The sequence below is a fragment of the Streptomyces pseudovenezuelae genome, assembly GCF_001513955.1.
GTDB lineage: Bacteria > Actinomycetota > Actinomycetes > Streptomycetales > Streptomycetaceae > Streptomyces > Streptomyces pseudovenezuelae.
Window position 1 is genome coordinate 791,376 of sequence record NZ_KQ948148.1, and the last position, 21,134, is coordinate 812,509.

Annotated in this window: 21 protein-coding genes and 1 tRNA gene; 10 read left to right on the top strand and 12 right to left on the bottom strand. The window is 70.8% G+C overall.

Annotated elements, in window-relative coordinates:
* Positions 1 to 7: 7 nt before the first annotated feature.
* The 8 genes from AQI94_RS23910 to AQI94_RS23945 all read left to right on the top strand — a co-directional run bounded on the left by AQI94_RS23910 (position 8) and on the right by AQI94_RS23945 (position 10,187).
* A complete protein-coding gene (locus tag AQI94_RS23910) occupies positions 8 to 883 on the top strand; it encodes a DUF2797 domain-containing protein (protein WP_079062558.1) in 876 nt (291 codons plus the stop codon).
* A 27-nt stretch (positions 884 to 910) separates the two neighbouring features.
* The gene (locus AQI94_RS23915) at positions 911 to 1,402 is read left to right on the top strand and encodes a hypothetical protein (protein ID WP_031047842.1); all 492 of its coding nucleotides are present in this window, start codon (positions 911 to 913) and stop codon (positions 1,400 to 1,402) included.
* A 145-nt stretch (positions 1,403 to 1,547) separates the two neighbouring features.
* Positions 1,548 to 2,288 (top strand): response regulator transcription factor, encoded by a 741-nt coding sequence (locus tag AQI94_RS23920; protein ID WP_031047840.1) that lies wholly within the window; start codon positions 1,548 to 1,550, stop codon positions 2,286 to 2,288.
* The gene (locus AQI94_RS23925; RefSeq protein ID WP_031047837.1) at positions 2,285 to 3,937 is read left to right on the top strand and encodes a sensor histidine kinase; all 1,653 of its coding nucleotides are present in this window, start codon (positions 2,285 to 2,287) and stop codon (positions 3,935 to 3,937) included. Before AQI94_RS23920 ends, AQI94_RS23925 begins: the two co-directional genes overlap by 4 nt.
* Before the next feature lie 14 nt (positions 3,938 to 3,951).
* A complete protein-coding gene (locus tag AQI94_RS23930; protein ID WP_031047834.1) occupies positions 3,952 to 5,505 on the top strand; it encodes a bifunctional glycosyltransferase family 2/GtrA family protein in 1,554 nt (517 codons plus the stop codon).
* Positions 5,505 to 7,691, top strand: coding sequence for an ArnT family glycosyltransferase (locus AQI94_RS23935; RefSeq protein ID WP_031047831.1), 2,187 nt, complete (start codon positions 5,505 to 5,507; stop codon positions 7,689 to 7,691). The genes AQI94_RS23930 and AQI94_RS23935 overlap by 1 nt, the downstream gene beginning before the upstream one ends.
* 118 nt (positions 7,692 to 7,809) lie before the next feature.
* Positions 7,810 to 9,297, top strand: coding sequence for an MFS transporter (locus tag AQI94_RS23940; RefSeq protein ID WP_107064267.1), 1,488 nt, complete (start codon positions 7,810 to 7,812; stop codon positions 9,295 to 9,297).
* A 128-nt stretch (positions 9,298 to 9,425) separates the two neighbouring features.
* Positions 9,426 to 10,187, top strand: a complete 762-nt coding sequence (locus AQI94_RS23945; protein WP_031047825.1) for a TetR/AcrR family transcriptional regulator — start codon at positions 9,426 to 9,428, stop codon at positions 10,185 to 10,187.
* Here AQI94_RS23945 and AQI94_RS23950 read toward each other — a convergent pair.
* From AQI94_RS23950 to AQI94_RS23965, 4 genes are all read right to left on the bottom strand, one after another.
* A complete protein-coding gene (locus tag AQI94_RS23950) occupies positions 10,184 to 10,657 on the bottom strand; it encodes a PPOX class F420-dependent oxidoreductase (protein ID WP_031047823.1) in 474 nt (157 codons plus the stop codon). The two genes, AQI94_RS23945 and AQI94_RS23950, sit on opposite strands and share 4 nt — an antisense overlap.
* An 80-nt stretch (positions 10,658 to 10,737) precedes the next feature.
* Positions 10,738 to 11,559: a YceI family protein gene (locus AQI94_RS23955; protein WP_031047821.1), complete on the bottom strand. Its 822-nt coding sequence runs from the start codon at positions 11,557 to 11,559 to the stop codon at positions 10,738 to 10,740.
* Between the two features lie 91 nt (positions 11,560 to 11,650).
* Positions 11,651 to 14,176, bottom strand: a complete 2,526-nt coding sequence (locus tag AQI94_RS23960) for an MFS transporter (RefSeq protein WP_031047817.1) — start codon at positions 14,174 to 14,176, stop codon at positions 11,651 to 11,653.
* 13 nt (positions 14,177 to 14,189) lie between these two features.
* Positions 14,190 to 14,711: a MarR family winged helix-turn-helix transcriptional regulator gene (locus tag AQI94_RS23965; RefSeq protein WP_031047815.1), complete on the bottom strand. Its 522-nt coding sequence runs from the start codon at positions 14,709 to 14,711 to the stop codon at positions 14,190 to 14,192.
* A gap of 195 nt (positions 14,712 to 14,906) precedes the next feature.
* Between AQI94_RS23965 and AQI94_RS23970 the strand changes: the two genes are divergently transcribed.
* Complete coding sequence (locus AQI94_RS23970; protein ID WP_031047813.1) at positions 14,907 to 15,110, top strand: hypothetical protein; 204 nt, start codon at positions 14,907 to 14,909, stop codon at positions 15,108 to 15,110.
* A gap of 544 nt (positions 15,111 to 15,654) precedes the next feature.
* Here AQI94_RS23970 and AQI94_RS23975 read toward each other — a convergent pair.
* From AQI94_RS23975 to AQI94_RS24005, 8 genes are all read right to left on the bottom strand, one after another.
* Positions 15,655 to 16,548: an RNA polymerase sigma factor SigF gene (locus tag AQI94_RS23975; RefSeq protein WP_031061651.1), complete on the bottom strand. Its 894-nt coding sequence runs from the start codon at positions 16,546 to 16,548 to the stop codon at positions 15,655 to 15,657.
* 327 nt (positions 16,549 to 16,875) lie between these two features.
* On the bottom strand, positions 16,876 to 17,733 hold the full coding sequence (locus AQI94_RS23980) for an RNA polymerase sigma factor SigF (protein ID WP_037945450.1): 858 nt from the start codon (positions 17,731 to 17,733) through the stop codon (positions 16,876 to 16,878).
* Positions 17,734 to 17,892: 159 nt separating this feature from the next.
* Positions 17,893 to 18,186 carry a Dabb family protein gene (locus tag AQI94_RS23985; protein ID WP_031061657.1) on the bottom strand — a complete coding sequence of 98 codons (294 nt, stop codon included), beginning with the start codon at positions 18,184 to 18,186 and terminating at the stop codon, positions 17,893 to 17,895.
* Between the two features lie 12 nt (positions 18,187 to 18,198).
* The gene (locus AQI94_RS45095) at positions 18,199 to 18,375 is read right to left on the bottom strand and encodes a hypothetical protein (protein WP_031061661.1); all 177 of its coding nucleotides are present in this window, start codon (positions 18,373 to 18,375) and stop codon (positions 18,199 to 18,201) included.
* Between the two features lie 105 nt (positions 18,376 to 18,480).
* Positions 18,481 to 18,565: transfer RNA gene (locus AQI94_RS23990), tRNA-Ser, on the bottom strand.
* Positions 18,566 to 18,610: 45 nt separating this feature from the next.
* The gene (gene tadA, locus AQI94_RS23995; RefSeq protein WP_031061664.1) at positions 18,611 to 19,036 is read right to left on the bottom strand and encodes a tRNA adenosine(34) deaminase TadA; all 426 of its coding nucleotides are present in this window, start codon (positions 19,034 to 19,036) and stop codon (positions 18,611 to 18,613) included.
* A gap of 59 nt (positions 19,037 to 19,095) precedes the next feature.
* Entirely contained in the window at positions 19,096 to 19,632 is a 537-nt protein-coding gene (locus AQI94_RS24000) for a tRNA adenosine deaminase-associated protein (RefSeq protein ID WP_031061679.1), read from the bottom strand.
* 377 nt (positions 19,633 to 20,009) lie between these two features.
* Complete coding sequence (locus tag AQI94_RS24005) at positions 20,010 to 20,189, bottom strand: hypothetical protein (protein WP_031061682.1); 180 nt, start codon at positions 20,187 to 20,189, stop codon at positions 20,010 to 20,012.
* A gap of 96 nt (positions 20,190 to 20,285) precedes the next feature.
* Between AQI94_RS24005 and upp the strand changes: the two genes are divergently transcribed.
* Positions 20,286 to 20,921, top strand: a complete 636-nt coding sequence (upp, locus tag AQI94_RS24010; RefSeq protein WP_031061692.1) for a uracil phosphoribosyltransferase — start codon at positions 20,286 to 20,288, stop codon at positions 20,919 to 20,921.
* Positions 20,922 to 21,134 lie beyond the last annotated feature (213 nt).

The following is a 21,134-nucleotide window of genomic DNA, read 5'->3' on the forward strand; positions in this document are numbered from 1 at the left end:
GTGAGGGATGGCACAGGGATGGAAGTGCTCGGGGTTGTCGTGGCCGGAGGACGGCCCCGTGCTGCGGTGGGAAGGCGGTCGGCGCAGTGTGCTGACCTGGGGGAAGCGGGTGGCCTTCGGGGTCGCGGAGGGGGGTGTGCGGACATGTGTGGGAGCGCGGGGGCATGCGTGTGCGGCGCGGGTCGCGGTGTCGGGGCGGAGCACGGGGGCGCGTTGCGAGGAGTGCGCGCGGCTGGACAGGGCGCACTCCGTGGCCGCCGACACCCTCGCGGACGACCCCCGGCCGTACCGGGTGTATCTGGCGTGGTTCGGGCCCGGCATGGTCAAGGTCGGCATCACGGCGCACCAGCGGGGTTCCGCCCGTCTGCGGGAGCAGGGTGCCGTCTGCTTCAGCTGGCTCGGCACCGGTCCGCTCATGGCCGCCCGGCGCACCGAAGAGCTGCTGCGGGCGGCGCTCTCGGTACCGGACCGGATTCCCTACGGCGCCAAGCGGGCCGTGCGGTCCGCCCTGCCGGCGTCGGCCGCCGAGCGGGCCGCAGAGCTCGCCGGGCTGCACGCGCGGGCGGGGCGGCTGGCCGGCTGGCCGGACTCCCTGGAGCAGGCGCCGTACGAACCGGTGGACCACGTCGAGGTGTTCGGGCTCGCCGGGCTGCCCACCGCCGCGGGTGAGGTGAGCGAGCTCGTCGCGGGCGGGTCGGTCGGCGGGCGGCTCCTCGCGGCCGCCGGACCCGACCTGCACCTGGAGACGGACGGCGGGGGAGTCGTCGTACTGGACACCCGGCTGATGACGGGGTGGGAACTGGTCCCGGCCGACGGCGCGGAAATCACCGTGCCGGTGAGAGAGTTCAAGGAGGCGCCGGGGGTTCAGGACGGGTTGTTCTGACGAGTCCGACGAGGGGGAGGACCGGGGATGGACATCACCGTTCAGTGGATACGCACGTCGTGGACGAAGCGGTCCCGCGGCGGCGAGGCGGCGACACGGAGGAACGCGGCGCCGGCCGGCTTCGCGCTGCCGCCGTCCGCGGTGGGGCGGGCCGCAGCGCCGTTCGTCCACGCGGTCCGGATGGACGAGCGGGACGACTTCGTGCCGCACGACCACCAGGGCGACCATCTCAAGGGCGTCGACGTCCAACTCCGGGAGGCCGACGGGCGGTTGCGGGTGCTGCCCCGGGTGAGACCGATGTTCGGGGTGCCGCCCCGGCCGCGGCGGCGCCCGGGCGTGCGGCTGGAGCCCGGGCAGTGGGTGCGGTGGCAGCTCAACTACCGCTTCAGCAGTGCCGTCGGCCTGCGGGACTGGTCGTACTGGCTGGACACCTTCAACATCGCCTACGGCCCCGTCGGCGCCGAGGTGTTCCTCGGGGCGCCGACCGTTCATGTGGACGAGCAGGGGCCGGTCCGCTAGCGGCCCGAACCCGGGACGGATGCCTCGTCCGTCCCGTCGGGCAAGCAGTTCCCCAGGCGTTGCCTGAGAGGCGCCTGTGTGTTTCTCAGGAAAATCACAGACTCTCGAAAGGGTGCTCTCAGGGGTCCCCGACATGGTGTTCACCATGACCACGACCTCGCCCCAGGGGCGCACCGAACTGCTGAGGCCGGACGGGAGCCCCGTCCGAGTGCTTGTGGTGGACGACGAGCTGTCGATCACCGAACTGCTGTCCATGGCCCTGCGCTATGAGGGATGGCAGATCCGCAGCGCGGGCGACGGCACGGGTGCCGTCCAGACCGCACGGGAGTTCCGGCCCGACGCCGTCGTCCTGGACATGATGCTGCCGGACATGGACGGGCTGACCGTCCTCGGGCGGCTGCGGCGCGAACTGCCGGACGTGCCCGTGCTGTTCCTGACGGCGAAGGACGCTGTGGAGGACCGGATCGCCGGGCTCACCGCCGGTGGCGACGACTACGTCACCAAGCCCTTCAGCCTCGAAGAGGTCGTGGCCCGGCTGCGCGGGCTCATCCGCCGCTCCGGAGCGGCCGACCGCCGTTCCGACTCCGTGCTGGTCGTCGGTGACCTCACCCTCGACGAGGACAGCCACGAGGTCTCGCGGGCCGGGCAGAACATCCACCTCACCGCGACCGAGTTCGAGCTCCTGCGGTTCCTGATGCGCAACCCCCGGCGGGTCCTCAGCAAGGCGCAGATCCTCGACCGGGTGTGGTCGTACGACTTCGGCGGCCAGGCCAACGTCGTCGAGCTCTACATCTCCTACCTGCGCCGCAAGATAGACGCGGGGCGGGAGCCGATGATCCACACCCGGCGCGGCGCCGGCTACCTGATCAAGCCCGCCGCCTCATGAGCGGGCGACGACGGCCGCGGGCGCAGAAGCGGGCAGGGCGGCCAGGAAAGCCGCGCACGCTGCGGACGCGGCTCGTCGTCGCGTCGGTGGTGCTGATCGCGGTGGTCTGCTCGGTGATCGGCACGGTGACGACAGTGGCGCTCCGGTCGCATCTCTACGACCAGCTGAGCGGCAAGCTGAACGAGGCATCCTCACGTGTGGCGCCGCGCGACTTCCCGCCCGGGAAGCTCGGCAACGGCAACCGCAACAACAGTGACGGCGTCAACCAGAACGGCCAGCTCGGCGGGCAGGGCAACCAGCAGAACACCCCCGCCAAGTTCGTCACCGGACCGGGCCCGGACGGCACGATCGCGGCCAAGGTGGAGAAGGGCAAGATCACCGACGCCAAGCGCGGAGTGAAGTCCGACTCCGACCAGAACTTCGCGATGAACGCCCGGAACCTCACGGCGGCTCAGATCAAGGCGCTGAACGCGGTTCCCAAGGACGGCAAGCAGCACAAGGTCGAGCTGCCCGGCATCGGTGACTACCTCGTCCGGTACTCCAGCAACGACACCTCCGCCTATTACGTCGCCCTCCCCACCACGGACGTGGACGCCACCATCGACACCTTGATCCTCGTCGAGATCAGCGTCACCGCCGCCGGCCTCGGCGCCGCCGTCATCGCCGGTTACGTCCTCGTCGGGCTCGCCACCCGCCCCCTGCGCAGGGTCGCCAACACCGCCACCCGGGTCTCCGAACTGCCTCTCCACACCGGGGAGGTCAACCTGAGCGAGCGGGTGCCCGAGGCGGAGTGCGACCCGCACACCGAGGTCGGCCAGGTCGGCTCCGCGCTGAACAGGATGCTGGACCACGTCCACGGCGCCCTGCACGCACGGCAGCAGAGCGAGATGCGGGTGCGGCAGTTCGTCGCCGACGCCAGCCATGAGCTCAGAACACCGCTCGCCTCCATCCGCGGCTACGCCGAGCTCACCCGGCGCGGCAGAGAGGAGGTCGGCCCCGACACCCGGCACGCCCTCGGCCGTATCGAGTCCGAGGCGGGCCGGATGACCCTGCTCGTGGAGGACCTGCTGCTGCTCGCGCGCCTGGACGCCGGGCGGCCGCTGCAGTTCGAGCAGACCGACCTGATCCCGCTCGTCGTGGACACCATCAGCGACGCCCGCGCGGCCGGCATGGACCACAACTGGCGCCTCGACCTGCCCGACGAACCCGCCCTCGTCTCCGGCGACGCGGCCCGCCTCCAGCAGGTGCTCATCAACCTGCTCGGCAACGCCCGCAAACACACCCCGCCGGGTACGACGGTCACCGCGCGCGTGCAGCGCCGCGGACCGTGGATGTGCGTGGACGTCGAGGACAACGGGCAGGGCATCCCGTCCGACCTGCTCCCGCACGTCTTCGAACGGTTCGCGCGCGGCGACTCCGCGCGCTCCCGCGCCACCGGATCCACCGGCCTCGGCCTTGCCATCGTGCAGGCCGTCGCGACCGCGCACGGCGGTGCGGTGACCGTGGACAGCGTTCCGGGGCGGACCGTGTTCACCATGCACCTGCCCGCGGTCGGCCCCGTGGCCCCCCATCCGGCGCCCGAAACGAACTGGCAATCGCACTCACAGGCACAGCACAGCGCCGCCATATGGGTGCAACAGGGGGCTTGACCAGAGTCGTTCCCATGCGAACCGACTCTTCTCCCGGCACCCTGCCGGCGCGGGAGCACCTCCCGGCCGGCGACGCCGGTACGCCTGTCCTGGACGTAGTGATCCCCGTCTACAACGAGGAGAAGGACCTCCAGCCGTGTGTGCTGAGACTGCACGAGCACCTCAAGCGCACGTTCCCGTACGCGTTCCGCATCACCATCGCGGACAACGCGTCGACGGACACCACTCCCCTGGTGTCGCGGCGGCTGGAGGCGGAGATACCGGAGGTCAGGGCCTTCAGGCTGGAGCAGAAGGGCCGCGGCCGGGCGCTGCGGACCGTCTGGTCCGCCTCGGACGCCCCGGTCCTCGCCTACATGGACGTGGACCTGTCCACCGACCTCAACGCCCTGCTGCCGCTGGTGGCCCCGCTGATCTCGGGCCACTCCGACCTGGCGATCGGCTCCCGGCTCGCCCGCAGCTCCCGGGTCGTGCGCGGTCCCAAGCGCGAGTTCATCAGCCGCGCGTACAACCTGATCCTGCGCGGCTCCCTCCAGGCCCGCTTCTCCGACGCGCAGTGCGGCTTCAAGGCCATCCGGCGTGACGTGGCGCAGGTCCTGCTGCCGCTCGTCGAGGACACCGGCTGGTTCTTCGACACCGAGATGCTGGTCATCGCCGAGCGCGCGGGACTGCGGATCCACGAAGTGCCCGTCGACTGGGTCGACGACCCCGACTCCACCGTCCACATCGTCAGGACGGCGACCGAGGACCTCAAGGGGGTGTGGCGGGTGGGCAAGGCCCTGGCCAGCGGATCGCTGCCGCTGGACCGGATCACCCGGCCCTTCGGCGACGACCCGCGCGACCGCGACATCCAGGACGTGCCGAAGGGGCTGGCCCGCCAGCTCGTCGGGTTCTGTGTCGTCGGCGGTCTGTCGACCCTCTTCTATCTCGTCCTCTACAGCGCCTTCCGGCAGTTCGGCGGCTCCCAGACCGCCAACGCGCTGGCCCTGCTGGTCTCCGCGGTCGCCAACACCGCCGCCAACCGGCGCCTGACCTTCGGGGTGCGCGGGCGGGGCGGTGCGGTGCGGCACCAGGCGCAGGGCCTGGTCGTCTTCGGCATCGGCCTCGCGCTGACCAGTGGCTCGCTCGCCGCGCTCAACACGGCCAGCAGCGACCCCGCGCACTCCACCGAGCTGGCGGTGCTGATCGCCGCCAACCTCGCGGCGACCGTGCTGCGCTTCCTGCTCTTCCGGGCCTGGGTGTTCCCGGACCGCGGTGAGGACCGGGACCGGTCCACCGTCGTCGCCACCCACACCCCGTCCGCGCCGGCCAGTGCCACCCGGCAGCTCCCGCAGCAGCCCGCGCCGCTGCCCCAGCGCCCGACGGCCGCCCGGTACGCCACGACCACGCCGTACAGCCCGCCGTCCCCGTACGACACGACGTACGACAAGGCGTACGACACGACGTACGACACGACGTACGACACGACCGAGTTCCGCGCCGGTGAAGCCGCGGAGCAGCGCTCCTGGAAGGACGCCACCATGCAGCTCGACCCGGTGCGCCCGACCGACACCGACCCGAGGAACTCCTGATGACCACGCAGACCGACCGTCCGACCCAGCAGGGTTCCGGATGGGGTCCGGCGCCGGTGCCCCCCGAGGCACCGGTCGTTCCCCCGGCCCCCGAGTCCGGTGAACCCCAGCAGCCCTTCGTGCGCAGACTGTGGCGCGGCCGCCCCGAGGACCCGCGCTGGGCGCGCCCGGCCTTCCTCGGCCTGCTGGCCGCGACCCTCCTGCTCTACCTGTACGACCTGAGCTCCTCCGGCTACGCCAACTCCTTCTACTCGGCGGCGGTCCAGGCCGGCAGCCAGTCCTGGAAGGCGTTCTTCTTCGGTTCGCTCGACGCGGGCAACGCCATCACCGTCGACAAGCCCCCGGCCTCGCTGTGGCCGATGGAGCTGTCGGTGCGGGTCTTCGGCCTGAACTCCTGGGCGATCCTCGCGCCCGAGGTCCTGATGGGTGTCGGCTCGGTCGCCGTCGTCCACGCCTCCGTGCGCCGCCGGTTCAGCCCCGCGGCCGGTCTGATCGCGGGCACGGTGCTCGCGCTCACCCCCGTCGCGGCGCTGATGTTCCGGTTCAACAACCCCGACGCCATGCTGGCGTTGCTGATGGCGCTGGCCTGCTACTTCGTGGTCCGCGCCCTGGAGGACGGCCGCACGAAGTGGCTGCTGTGGGCCGGTGCCGCGATCGGTTTCGCGTTCCTCGCCAAGACCCTGCAGGCCTTCCTGATCCTGCCGCCGCTGGCGATCGTCTACGCCGTCTGCGCGCCGGTCTCCGTGAAGAAGCGGCTGGGCCAACTGGCCGCGGCCACGCTCGCGTTGGTCGTCTCCGGCGGCTGGTGGGTGGCGATCGTCGAACTGTGGCCCGCCTCCTCCCGCCCCTACATCGGCGGCTCCCAGAACAACTCGTTCCTTGAACTGACCTTCGGCTACAACGGCTTCGGCCGACTAAGCGGCGACGAGACCGGCTCGGTCGGCGGCGGGGGCGGCGGAGGCGGCACCGGCCAGTGGGGCGAGACCGGCTGGGACCGGATGTTCAACTCCGAGATCGGCGGCCAGATCTCCTGGCTGCTGCCGGCCGCGCTGATCCTGCTCGTCGCCGGCCTGGTGGCGACCCGCAAGCTCGGCAGGACCAGCGTCAGGCGTGGTTCGTTCCTCGTCTGGGGCGGCTCGCTGCTGATGACCATGGTCGTCTTCAGCTACATGGCGGGCATCTTCCACCAGTACTACACGGTGGCCCTCGCCCCCTACATCGCGGCCGTGATCGGCATGGGCGCGGGCATCCTGTGGGAGAAGCGCACCGAACTGTGGGCGTCGATCACCCTCGCGGCCTCGGTCGTGGCGGCGGTGTCCTGGAGCTACGTCCTGCTCAACCGCACCTCCGACTACCTGCCCTGGCTGAAGTACCTGGTCCTGATCGGCGGCCTGGTCGCCGCGCTCGGCCTGATCTTCGCGGGCCGCGTCAGCCGTCAACTCGCCCTCGCCGCGGCCTCCCTGGGCCTGGTGGCCTCCCTGGCCGGCCCGACGGCGTACACGATCAGCACCCTCCAGGAGGGTCACACCGGTTCCATCGTGACGGCGGGTCCGGCGGGCGCGTCCATGATGGGCGGCGGCGGTCCCGGCGGTGGCCGGGGCGGCTTCGGCGGCGGCATGCCGGGTCAGAACGGCCGGCAGAACCAGCAAGGCCAGAACCAGCAGAACGGCAACGGCGGCACGGGCGGCTTCCCCGGCGGCGGCATGCCCGGCCAGAACCAGCAGAACGGCAACGGCACCACCCAGGGTCAGCAGGGCGGCCCCGGCGGCCAGACCGGCGACGGCGGCGGCATGGGCGGCGGCGGTGGCGTCGGCGGCCTGCTGAACGGTGCGAGCGTCACCTCCGAGGCCAAGAAGCTGCTGGAGGCCGACTCGTCGAAGTACACCTGGGCCGCGGCGGCCATCGGCGCCCAGAACGCGGCGAGTTACCAGCTCTCCACCGGTGACCCGGTGATGGCGATCGGCGGCTTCAACGGCACCGACCCGTCCCCGACGCTGGCCCAGTTCAAGGAGTACGTGGCGGACGGCAAGATCCACTACTTCATCGCCAGTGGCTCGGGCGGCGGCATGGGCGGCAGCAGCAGCGGTACCTCCTCGCAGATCACCTCATGGGTCGAGGCCAACTTCAAGAAGATCACGGTCGGTTCGGCCACCTTCTACGACCTCACCCAGAAGGCGAGCGGCTGACGGTTCTCCCCGGCGGAAGGGCGGTGACCTCGGTCGCCGCCCTTCTCGTCGTACGGCGGCGGAGCGCGGCCGGAAAGTTCGTTGTACGCCGTATAAGAACTGTTCTACGGTGTACAGCATGACCGCTTCCGCCCCGGCCCCCGTCGCCGTCTCCCAGGGCCATCCCCAGCGCTGGCTGATACTCGGCGTCATCTGTCTCGCGCAGCTGACCGTGCTGCTCGACAACACGATCCTGAACGTGGCCATCCCCTCCCTCACCACCGAACTGGGCGCCGCCACCTCCGACATCCAGTGGATGATCAACGCGTACTCGCTGGTGCAGTCGGGGCTGCTGCTCACCGCGGGCAGCGCGGCCGACCGCTACGGCCGCAAGAAGATGCTGGCCGCGGGACTGGTGCTGTTCGGCCTCGGATCGCTGGTCGCGGGTCTCGCCGACTCCACCGCCCAACTGATCGCGGCACGGGCCGGCATGGGCGTGGGCGGCGCACTGCTGATGACCACCACGCTCGCCGTGGCGATGCAGATCTTCGCGCCGGAGGAACAGCCGAAGGCGATCGGCATCTGGGCGGCGGTCAACTCCCTGGGCTTCGCCACCGGCCCTCTCCTCGGCGGCTTCATGCTGAACCACTTCTGGTGGGGCGCGATCTTCCTGATCAATTTGCCGGTCGCCGCGCTCGCCCTGGTCGCGGTCATCGGCTTGGTCCCCGAGTCCAAAAACCCGCGCGGCGACCGCCCCGACCTGCTCGGCGCGTTGCTCTCCACGATCGGCATGGCCTCCCTGGTCTTCGCGATCATCTCCGGCCCCGAGCACGGCTGGACGTCCGGCCGGGTGCTGACGCCGGCGGCCGTGGCGCTCGTGGTCCTCGCCGGGTTCGCGTACTGGGAGAGCCGCATCCCCCACCCCATGCTCGACATGCACTTCTTCCGCGACCGCCGGTTCACGGGAGCGGTGGCGGGCGCGGTCCTGATCACCTTCGGCATGGGCGGCTCGCTCTTCCTGCTCACCCAGCACATGCAGTTCGTCCTCGGGTACGGCCCCCTGGAGGCGGGGCTGCGCACGGCACCGCTCGCGCTGATGATCGTGGCCCTCAACTTCACGGGCCTCGCGGCGAAGTGGTCGACGAGACTCGGCACGCCGCTCTCCATCGGCCTCGGCATGGCGGTGATGGCCGCGGGCCTCCTCTCCATCGCCACGCTCACCGACCACGGCTACCCGGGCACCCTGCTGGGCCTGGTGCTGATCGGCGCGGGGGCGGCCGTCGCCAGTCCCGCGATGGCCCACGCGATCATGAGCGCGATCCCGCCGGAGAAGGCCGGGGTCGGCGCCGGGATCAACGGCACGGTGGCGGAGTTCGGGCAGGGGCTCGGGGTCGCCGTCCTGGGCGCGGTGCTGAACGCCCGGTTCGCGGCGGGGATTTCCGTGGCCGCGGTGTCCCTGCCGGGGGCGCTGGCCGAGGCGGGGTCGGCGCCGGAGCGGGCGCGGATCACGCAGGCGTTCGCCTCCGGCCTGGAGAGCAGTCAGTTGGTGGGGGCGGTGGCCGTGCTGCTGGGCGGGGTGGTGGCGGGGGTGCTGTTGCGGCGGGCCGAGCGGGGGGAGGCCGCCTGAGGGCGGGGGCTTCCCGGCCGTCGGCGGGCGCGGGTGCGTCGTGGCTGGTCGCGCGGTTCCCCGCGCCCCTTAAGTTGGAGGGCAGCCGGCATCTTTGCCGGTGGACGGACGTTTCTGAAAGGTGCGCCATGGCTAACGCGGGCCAGAGGACCTCGGGTCGGACCAGTGTCTGGCTGGAAGGCAAGGTGCGCCGAGGTGGGCGTGGGGGCGGGCAGCCGTCCGGGCTGGACCGGGACCGGATCACCGAGGTGACCGTACGGCTCCTGGACGCCGAGGGGCTCGCCAAGTTCTCCATGCGACGGCTGGCCGCCGAACTCAACGTGACCGCGATGTCCGTCTACTGGTACGTCGACACCAAGGACGACCTCCTCGAACTCGCCCTGGACGCGGCCTTCGGCGAGCTGGAGCTGCCGGACCCGGACGCCGACGAGGACTGGCGGGACCAGCTGCGCGCGCTGGCCGGGCAGTACCGGGGCCTGCTGGTCCGGCATCCCTGGGTCTCACCGCTGGCCGGCACCTTCCTCAACATCGGCCCCCACTCCCTGGCCCTGTCCCGGACCGTGCACCGGGTCGTGCGCAGGACCGGCCTGCCCGCGCACGGCATCACCGGCGCGATCTCCGCCGTCTTCCAGTTCGTCTACGGCTTCGGCACCATCGAGGGCCACTTCAGCACCCGCTCCGCCCAGGCCGGGATGACGCAGGAGGCCTACTTCCGGCATGCCATGACCGCAGCCACCCGGTCCCCGGGCGCCGCCGAGATCCTCAAGGAGAACGAGGAGATCATGAAGGCCCGCGGCGGCGACACGGTCGAGGAGATGCGGGACAGGGACTTCGAGTTCGCCCTCGACCTACTGGTGGCAGGCATCGAGACGATGGTGAGCAGGTCCTAGGCGTCCGGCGAAGCCAGCCGCGCAGGGAAACCACCGGTGGCCACCGGCCCCCACCGCTCCGGCGTGACCCGGATGATCGACTTCCCCTGCTTCACCATCGCCGCCCGGTACTCGTCCCAGTCGGGATGCTCCCCGGAGATGTTCCGGAAGTACTCCACGAGCGGCTCCACGGACTCCGGCGAGTCGATGACCTCGGCGGTCCCGTCGACCTGCACCCACGGCCCGTCCCAGTCGTCACTCAGGACGATCACGCTGACCCGGGAGTCCCGCTTGGCGTTCCGCGTCTTCGCCCGCTCGGGATACGTCGACACGACGATCCGCCCCGAGTCGTCGACCCCGCAGGTCAACGGCGAGGCCTGCGGGGACCCGTCCGCCCGCCGCGTCAGCAGGATCGCCCGGTGCCGGGGCCGTACGAAGTCCAGCAGCTCATCCAGGGAGACGGACTTGTTGGTCGCAATGTTCGGTGCCATGGAATCAGCCTAGTTGGAGCGCCCCGGCGGTCCCCGCACCGACTTCCAGCACGCGCGGGGGCGTATCCGGCAGCGCCGCCTCACGCCTGGGGCAGCGACTCCCCCTGCACGGCCTGCACGTCGAGCTCGACCTTCAGGGTCGTGCCGATGGCCGCGATCCCCGCCTGGACGACCTGGTTGTAGTTCATCGCGAAGTCCTCCCGCCGCAGCTGGGTCGTCGCCCGGAAGGCCGCGCGGGTCCCGCCCCAGGGGTCGGCGCCGGTGCCCAGATAGGCGAGGTCCAGATCGACGGGCCGTACGACACCGCGCATGGCCAGCTCACCCCGTACGGTCCAGCGGTCCGTGCCGGCCACGACCAGTCCGGTCGACCGGTAGGTGATCTCCGGGTACCGCTCGACGTCCAGGAAGTCCGCCGACCTCAGGTGCTCGTCCCGCATCGCGTTGCCCGTGTCGATCGAGGCCGCCCGGATCACCGCCTCCACCCGGGACTTGGTCACGTCGTCCGGGGCGACCTCGATCGCCGCCGTGAAGTCGGTGAAACGGCCGTGCACGCTGGAGATGCCCAGGTGCTGGGCGACCGCGCCCACGCTGGAGTGGGCCGGGTCGACGGTCCAGGGCCCCGGCGGCGGCAGTTCCGCCCCGCCGACGCGGGCCAGGGTGACCGTGCCGACCTCGGCCCGGCCGCTCGCGGTGACGATCGCGCTGGACGCGGCGGGCGCGTAGCCGACGGCCGTCACGATGACGGTGTACGGCCCCGGTTCCAGCGGAGTCCCGTCCCGTACGGCGCCCTCCGCGTCCGCCTCCGCGCGCAGCACCTGCGTCCCGGTCATGTCGGTCACCGTGACGACCGCGTGCGACACGGCCCAGCCGTCCCGGGTTCGGATCCTCGCGGTCAGTCCCATGTCACGTACCTCCTCGAAGAAGACCGGCCCGTGGCGGGCGCGCGCCTCCGCTCAGAGCGCGCGCTCCCTGCCACGGGCCGGAGCGGGTGAACTACTCGCCGGGGTGGGCGAGTTCGATGTCGTGGCCGTCGACGCCGGGGCCGTTCAGCGTCAGGGCCGTCGCCTGCGGCGGGTAGCCGGTGGCGATGACCGTGTACTCGCCGCCGTCCAGGTCGGTGAAGGCGTACGCCCCGTCCGACCCGGTGGTGGCGGTGCCGACCACGTTGCCGGCCGCGTCCACGAGGGTGACCCGCGCGTCGGCCAGCGGACCGTGCGGCGCCCGGACGACACCCTGGAGGCGGGCGCCCGAGTCGAGGTCCACCTCGATCCGGGTGACACCGGTGCCGCCGACCTCGACGGGCAGGGCGCGCGGCCGGAACCCGGCGGCGTTCACCGCCACGGTCACCGCACCCGGCACCAGCTCGCCGAAGGCGAACTCGCCCTGCTCACCGGTCGTCCCGGTGGCCAGCAGGTCGCCCCGCACATCGGTGACGATCACCATCGCGTCCTTGACCGGCTCCCCGTTCTGCGCGGCCCGCACGAGCCCGTTCAGCCCGCTGGTGCCGCTGAGGAGGATGTCGTAGGCGACCGGCTCGCTGTTCACGAGCACGGTGGACGCCTGCGGCTGGAAGCCGTCCGCGGAGGCGATCAGGACGTACGACCCCACGCTCGGCGCCTCGACGGCGTAGGAACCGTCCGCCTGCGTGACCGACCGGCCCAGCTGCCGTCCCGCGAGCGAGATCAGCGTGACCGCGGCCTGCGGGACCGGCGCGCTCTCGGCGCCGCGCACGAAGCCGCGGACCGGGATGCCGCCGGAGCCGGCCGGGGCCTCCTCGGGGCGGGCGAGGGTGGCCACGGCGGACAGCCGCTGCGTGCCCTCGGGGGCGGTCTCGGTGTCGGAGGTGGCCGTGGGCCGGTTCGGGGTGTGCCCGGCGGTCGAGGCCTCGGCCGTCTCCGCGGGAGCCTCGGCCGGCGACTGCTCCGCCGCGGCCTGTGCCAGCGCGCCCTTGGTCCGCAACGGAACCTCCTTGATGAACAGGGTGATCAGGAACGCGACGGCCGCGAGGGCGCCGGCGATCAGGAACACGTCGGCGATGCCGTGGCCGTAGGCGCTCTCCACGAGCGTGCGCACCGGGGCCGGGAGCTTGGCCAGGTCCGGGATGCTGTCGGTGGACGAGCCGGAACCGGTCAGGGCGGCACGGTACTGGGGGTCGAGAGCGGCGACGCCGTCCGTGACGTAGTGCGTGATCCGGTGGGCCATGACCGCGCCGAGCGCGGAGACGCCGACCGCACCACCGAGGGACCGGAAGAAGGTGACCGTCGAGCTGGCCGCGCCGAGGTCGCTCGCGTCGACCTGGTTCTGCGTGCACAGCACCAGGTTCTGCATCATCATGCCGATGCCGAGACCCAGCAGGGCCATGAAGATCGACATCTTCCAGTAGGCCGTGTCGTACCGGATGGTGCCCAGCAGACCGAGACCGGCCGTCACCAGCACGCCACCGCTGACCAGCCACGCCTTCCAGCGCCCGGTGCGGGTGATGAACTGCCCGGAGACGGTGGAGGAGATGAACAGTCCGCCGATCATCGGGATGGTCATGACGCCGGACATCGTGGGGGACTTGTCGCGGGCCAGCTGGAAGTACTGGCTGAAGAAGACCGTGCCGGTGAACATCGCGACACCGACGAACAGCGAGGCCAGCGAGGCCAGGGTGATGGTCCGGTTCCGGAACAGCCGCAGCGGGATGATCGGCTCGCTCGCCTTGGACTCGATCAGCACGAACAGCAGTCCGAGCACGATCGAACCGCCCACCATGGCGTACGTCTGCCACGACACCCAGTCGTACTTGTCACCGGCGAAGGTGACCCAGACGAGCAGCAGGGAGACGGCGGCGGCGATGAAGAACGCGCCGGACCAGTCGACCTTGACGTCCCGCTTCACGACGGGCAGGTGGAGGGTCTTCTGCAGCACGATCAGCGCGATGACGGCGAAGGGAACACCGACGTAGAAGCACCAGCGCCAGCCCAGCCACGAGGTGTCGGTGATGACACCGCCGAGCAGCGGGCCGCCGACGGTGGCGACGGCGAAGGTCGCGCCGAGGTAGCCGGAGTAACGGCCGCGCTCACGCGGGGAGATCATCGCGGCCATGACGATCTGCGCCAGGGCGGACAGACCGCCGACGCCGATGCCCTGGACGACGCGGCAGGCGATGAGCATGCCGGCGTTCTGCGAGAGACCCGCGGCGGCGGAGCCCAGCACATAGATGACGAGGGCTATCTGGACGAGCGCCTTCTTGCTGTACAGGTCCGCGAGCTTGCCCCACAGGGGGGTGGCCGCGGTCATCGACAGCAGGGCGGCCGTGACGACCCAGGTGTAGGCGGACTGGCCGCCGCCGAGGTCGCTGATGATGTGCGGGAGCGCGTTGGTGACGATCGTGGACGACAGGATCGCCACGAACATGCCGAGCAGCAGGCCGGAGATGGCCTCCATGATCTGCCGGTGCGTCATCGGGGCGTACTCGCCGGAGCCTCCCCCGTGCTTGGCGTGAGCCCGCACACCGGCTGGTGTGGTCGTTGCCATGGACTTCCTTCTCTTACTGGGTGATCGCGGGTGTACGGGTGGTCTGTTCGAGTACGGGGGGTGCGGGCGGCCGGGGTTCGGGGCCGTGGGTGCGGGTGTCATGGGAGCGGGTGTCGTCGAAGCTCGCCCGCAGACGCGCCATCAGCGCGGTCAGCTGGGCCACCTCGTCGTCGCTCCAGTCGCTCATCCGTTCCGCGAGCATCTGGCAGGTCCGCCGGGACAGCTGGTCGAGGAGCGACCGGCCGGCGGGCGTCAGGCGCAGGATGCGGGAACGCTTGTCCGCCGGGTCGGGGGAGCGCTCGATCCAGCCGCGCTCGGCGACGTGCGCCACATGGCGGCTGGTGACCGACATGTCCACGGCGAGCAGCTCGGAGAGTCTGCTCATGCGCATGTCCCCGTAGCGCCCGAGCAGGGTCAGCACGGCGGCGGAACCGGCGGGGCACTCGGACGGCATCATCCGTCCCATCTCCCGCTTCACGGCTCCGAAGGCGCTGAACTGGCGGATCAGCTCCTCGTATCGCGCCTGCTCGGCCATCACACCTCCCGTATTCGTTGCTTAGGGCAACCATAGGCGTGCTTGGTTGCTACAGGCAAATAAAACGGCGTAGGTGCGGCATAAAAACTTGGCAAAGGCAAGTATCGCGAACGTAAACCAGCACGTAGGGCCTGTCGGCACCCCGGTCGGCCCCGCACTTGGGCCCGACTCCCGGATTCGCTAGGGTCTCTGGGCATGGCTGACAACCAGGGCCCCCAGGGCAACTACGACCCCGCCGGCAGCACCCAGATGTTCCGCGCGTTCGTCGACGAGGCACCGCAGACCGGCCGCCGGCAGGCCGCACCCGCCGCATCGGGCGGCCCCCGCATCGGCCTCATCATCGGCGTGGTGATCGCGGTGGCGATCGTGGCGGCGGTGGCTTGGCTGGCACTGAAGTAGCCCCCACGACAGGGGCCGCCCCCCGCCACACCGCCGCCGACGGCCCGTAGCTCCTCAGGGGCGCGGGGAACTGCGCGACCGGCCACGACGGACCCGCGCCCGCCCGACGAGCGAACTCGGCACGACGATGGGCGCCGGGTTCAGGCCCGGCGCAGCTGTCCGCGAGGGACGGTGGCAGGAGTGACGGCCCGTAACAGCGCAGCCCACCTGCAGCTCCTCAGGGGCGCGGGGAACTGCGCGACCGGCCACGACGGACCCGCGCTCGCTCGACGAGCGAATTCGGCACGACGATGGGCGCCGGGTTCAGGCCCGGCGCAGCTGTCCGCGAGGGACGGTGGCAGGAGTGACGGCCCGTAACAGCGCAGCTAGCCCGTAGCTCTTTAGGGGCGCGGGGAACTGCGCGACCAGCCACGACGGACCCGCGCCCGCCCGACGAGCGAACTCGGCACGACGGGCGCCCGGTTCAAGCCCAGCTCGCACTGCCCCGGCGCATCCACAGGCCCCCGAAGGCGCTTCCGGATGCCCGGTGACAGGCGAGGAACCCTCAGTCGGAGATGAGCCCCTCGCGCAGCTGGGCCAGCGTGCGGGTCAGGAGGCGGGAGACGTGCATCTGGGAGATGCCGACCTCCTCGCCGATCTGTGACTGGGTCATGTTGGCGAAGAAGCGCAGCATGATGATCTGGCGCTCACGGGGCGGGAGTTTGGCCAGCAGTGGCTTCAGGGACTCCCGGTACTCGACGCCCTCCAGAGCCGTGTCCTCGTAGCCGAGGCGGTCCGCGAGGGAGCCCTCGCCGCCGTCGTCCTCGGGGGCCGGGGAGTCGAGCGAGGAGGCCGTGTACGCGTTGCCGACCGCGAGGCCGTCGACGACGTCCTCCTCGGACACGCCCAGCACGGAGGCGAGTTCGGCCACCGTCGGAGAGCGGTCCAGCTTCTGGGAGAGCTCGTCGCTGGCCTTGGTGAGGGCCAGCCGCAGCTCCTGAAGGCGGCGCGGGACGCGGACCGACCACGAGGTGTCGCGGAAGAACCGCTTGATCTCGCCGACCACCGTCGGCATCGCGAACGTCGGGAACTCCACGCCGCGTTCGCAGTCGAAGCGGTCGATCGCCTTGATCAGGCCGATGGTGCCGACCTGGACGATGTCCTCCATCGGCTCGTTGCGCGAGCGGAAGCGAGCCGCCGCGTAGCGCACCAGCGGGAGGTTGAGCTCGATGAGGGTGTCCCGGACGTACGCACGCTCGGGGCTGTTCTCGTCGAGTGCGGCAAGCCGCAGGAAGAGGGAGCGGGACAGGGTGCGGGTGTCGATGGCTCCGGACACCATGGGGGGTGCCGGGAGGGCCGGGGCCGGCGCGGCCTCGACAGCCGTGACGTCGTCGAGTGCGGGCTCAGCCTCGCTCTTTGTGAGCGTGAGCACCTTCGAGCTGCCCTGATCTGCGGACATGCCACCCCCTTTGGGTCGCGGGACGGTCGTGGCGAACGCCCCGTGGTGGAACGTCAGCCTTCACCTGAATACCGGAGCCGAAGCCTCGGCAAACGCGCTTCCCGCAGAATGTCACATGTCGGCAACACGCTGTAGTGACATGTCGACATGTGAGACTCGAATACGCCCTGGATAAAGGGGGTCTGACGGTTTTTCGGCACAGAAGTGTCGGGAACGGCGCCGGTGAGCGATTCGCTCGCGCCGGTTACTTCTCGATCCCGCTTGCGAACTGCGGTGTTCCGGAACGTGCGACCGTGCGCCCCTTATGCATCGGCAATCCGCCGAAGACTATGCGTCGATCCGATTGGCGGATCGCAGCCGCTGGAAGCTACGCGCGAGTAGCCTCGAAACGTGCATCTGTGAGACGCCGAGTTCCGCGCTGATTTGGGACTGGGTGAGATTGCTGTAGTAGCGCAGCAGCAGGATTCGCTGTTCGCGTTCCGGGAGTTGGACCAGGAGATGGCGCACCAGATCGCGGTGTTCCACGCCGTCCAGCGCCGGGTCCTCGTAGCCGAGCCGGTCGAGCAGGCCCGGCAGCCCGTCGCCCTCCTGGGCCGCCTCCAGTGAGGTGGCGTGGTACGACCGTCCGGCCTCGATGCAGGACAGCACCTCGTCCTCGGTGATGCGCAGCCGCTCGGCGATCTCGGAGGTCGTGGGGGTGCGCCCGAAGGCGGTCGTCAGGTCCTCCGTCGCCCCGTTGACCTGCACCCACAGCTCGTGCAGCCGGCGCGGTACGTGGACGGTGCGGACGTTGTCGCGGAAGTACCGCTTGATCTCGCCCACGACGGTCGGCATCGCGAAGGTCGGGAACTGCACGCCCCGGTCCGGGTCGAAACGGTCGATGGCGTTGATGAGCCCGATGGTGCCGACCTGGATCACGTCCTCCATCGGCTCGTTGCGGGAGCGGAAGCGGGCTGCCGCGTAGCGCACGAGCGGGAGGTTGGCCTCGATGAGCGCCGCCCGCACCCGGTTGTGCTCCGGCGTGCCCGGCTGGAGCTCCTTCAGCTGGCCGAAGAGCACCTGGGTGAGCGCCCGGGTGTCGGCGCCGCGACTGCGTGGGGCGGCCTCCTGGGGAGCCTCCTGGGGAGGCGCGGTACTGGCCGACACGGTCAACGCCACCTCTTCGTTGGTCAACTCATCCGTCAAAAGCGGTCATAGCATCACAAGACATGTGCACTGTGTGCAAGCACCGCATAACGTTGGGTTACGCCGTGTTGAGGGGCAACTTGGGGTGAAGGACGCAGAAAAGCCCCCCGCCGTTCCCGGCAGGAGGCTTCGGAGCGCTCGGGCTCAGTGCACTCGGGCTCAGTACGCGTAGTCCGCGATCACCCAGGTGGCGAACTCCTTCCACAGCGCCACGCCCGCCTGGTGCTCCGGGTGCTCGACGTACGTCCGCAGCGCGGTCGCGTCCTCGAACCCGGAGTTGATGGCGAAGTCGTAGGCGATGGGGCGGTCGCTGAGGTTCCAGCCCAGCTCCCAGAAGCGGATCTCGGGGATCTTGCCGTCCAGCGCGCGGAAGGCCTCGACGCCCTCGACGACGCGCGGGTCGTCCCGCTCGACACCCTCGTTGAGCTTGAAGAGGACGAGGTGGCGGATCATCTGAACTCCCAGCTAGTGCGCGCCGTCGGCCAGCCATGTGAAGAAGTCGCCCACGGCCTTGGCGGCGTCCGATATGCCCTGGAACCCTATCTGCACGTAGTCGGCGGCCTTGGCCGGGTCCGTGATGATCACGTACAGCACGAAGACCACGAGCACATAGACGGCGAGCTTCTTTCCGTTCACCGCCATCGCGGCCTCCCCCGCTTGGTACGTCTGTTCCTTCTGGGGCGCGAGTGTAACCGGGGTGATCAGTACGCACGAAGGGCCCCGTCTTACGACGGGGCCCTTCTCAAGCGGTAGCGGAGGGATTTGAACCCTCGGTGACTTGCGCCACACTCGCTTTCGAGGCGAGCTCCTTCGGCCGCTCGGACACGCTACCGAGGGAGACCTTACAGCAAGGTGGGGCGTGCTTTGAAATCCGTATTCAGCGGTCCCGGAAGAACCCCGTGAGGAGGCCGGCGCACTCGTCCGCGAGGACTCCGCCGACCACCTCGGGGCGGTGGTTGAGGCGCCGGTCGCGGACGACGTCCCACAGGGAGCCGGCCGCGCCCGCCTTCTCGTCCCGGGCGCCGTAGACGACCCGGTCCACCCGGGACTGCACGATCGCGCCCGCGCACATCGTGCAGGGCTCCAACGTGACGACGAGCGTGCAGCCGGTCAGCCGCCACTCGCCGAGCTCCGCCGCCGCCCGCCTGATCGCGAGGACCTCCGCGTGTGCGGTCGGATCGCCGACCGCCTCGCGTTCGTTGTGGCCGGCCGCCAGCACCGTCGTACCGTCCGGGGACAGTACGACGGCGCCCACCGGCACGTCCGGGCCCGCCCGGCCGGCCTCGTCCAGGGCGAGCCGCATCGCGGCCCGCCAGCGGTCGCGTACCGGGTCCGGGGTGTCCTCGTGCCCGGTCCCCGCGGTCAGCGGACGGTCTCCAGGACCTCCGAGGCGCCCAGGGCCTCGGCGATCTCGGTGAGGGCGTCCTCCGACAGGGCCTTCAGCTCCTTCTCGCCGATGCCCAGGTCGTCGAGGACCTGCGGGTCGCCGACCGGGCCGTGCGGCACGGCCTCTCCGGAGCCGGCCACTTCGACGGTGTCGTCGTCGTCCTCCTCGTCGTCACCGTCCTCGGTGCCGTCGAGGTCGAGGGCGTCGAGGTCGGGGTCGTCGTCGGGCTCCCTTCCGAGCAGTTCGTCGGTGAGCAGGATCTCGCCGTACGAGCTGCGGGCAGCGGCGGCGGCGTCCGAGACGTAGATACGAGGGTCTTCCTCGCCGTCGATGCGGACGACGCCGAACCAGGCGTCCTCCTGCTCGATCAGCACGAGCACCGTGTCGTCCTCGGCCGCGGCTTCCCGGGCGAGGTCGGCCAGATCCGACAGCGTCTCCACATTGTCGAGGAGCTCCGTGTCGCTCGCTTCCCACCCGTCTTCGGTGCGCGCGAGCAGTGCGGCGAAGTACACCGTGACTCTCCCACTGGTCATAGGCGTGCCGGTTGGGGGTCCCCCCGGCGGAGGTTCGGGCGGGGAGAGCTCGGCTCCGAGCCCCACCCACTCGGAATCGTGGCAGAAACAAGGCGTTCAGGGGACGTCTTCGGCACCCTGTGTCCGGTGGTTTTGATCGCACGCGCGTCGGCACGTCGGTGAAGGACTCACCAGCGCACTCGTCGCCGCCACGAGCGGGATCGTACGCGGCTTTCCCAAGGGCCCACGCACGGCCACCTGTTCAGTGCGCCTTCAGCGCATCTTCAGCGCGCCTTCTGCGCCCCTGCAGTACGTCCCTCGACGCACCTTCACGGCACCCCTGAGCGCGCCGCCGGGCGCCGGGGGCGTGATCTTCCTTACCAGCGGAAGGTCCGCATGCGCATCGCGTGCCGCAGCCGGGCCACCTTCGCGCGACGCGGCTGCACCCGGTCGCGCAGTTCCCGGGCCTCCGCGAGATCGCGCAGGAACTGCGCGCGACGGCGTCGGCGTTCGGCGTCGGTCTCCTGTGACGGTTCGTGCTCAGGCAGGTCAGGCATCGGTTCATCACCCCAGTCCGTCCCTCTCACGTTCCCCCGGTCGGGCGGTTTGACGCCAGCGCGAGGGGGGCGATGGTCCCGGCTACTGTTGTGGACATGCGTCTCCACGTCGTCGACCACCCTCTGGTCGCCCACAAGCTCACCGCGTTGCGCGACCAGCGCACCGACTCCGCGACCTTCCGCCGCCTCGCCGACGAGCTGGTCACCCTGCTCGCCTACGAAGCCACCCGCGACGTGCGCACCGAGGCGGTCGACATCCGCACCCCGGTCGCCGCCACGACCGGCGTGAAGCTCTCCTACCCGCGCCCCCTCGTGGTGCCGATCCTGCGGGCCGGGCTCGGCATGCTCGACGGCATGGTCCGTCTGCTGCCGACCGCCGAGGTCGGGTTCCTCGGCATGATCCGCAACGAGGAGACGCTGCAGGCCACCACGTATGCGGCGCGGATGCCGGAGGATCTCTCGGGGCGCCAGGTGTACGTCCTCGACCCGATGCTCGCGACCGGAGGCACGCTGGTGGCGGCGATCCGTGAGCTGATCAAGCGCGGCGCGGACGACGTGACGGCGGTGGTCCTGCTGGCCGCGCCGGAAGGCGTGGAGATCATGGAGCGCGAGCTGGCGGGTACGCCGGTCACGGTGGTCACGGCGGCGGTCGACGACCACCTCAACGAACACGGCTACATCGTCCCGGGCCTCGGTGACGCGGGGGACCGGCTGTACGGGGCGGCGGAGTAGTCCTCCGACGGGGTGGGTGGGGGCGGGCGTTTTTGCGCAGTTCCCCGCGCCCCTGGAGGGGTGGGTGGGTGGTGGGGTCGGGGCCGGGGTGGGGGGTGTCCGTCCTCGGTCCGGCGGCTCGGTCCCTCCACAAGGGCTCTGTAACGGACGCCGGCCGCTGCGGGCGGACACCCCCCACCCCGTCCCCTGCGCGCCGTACCCGGCCAACGGTTC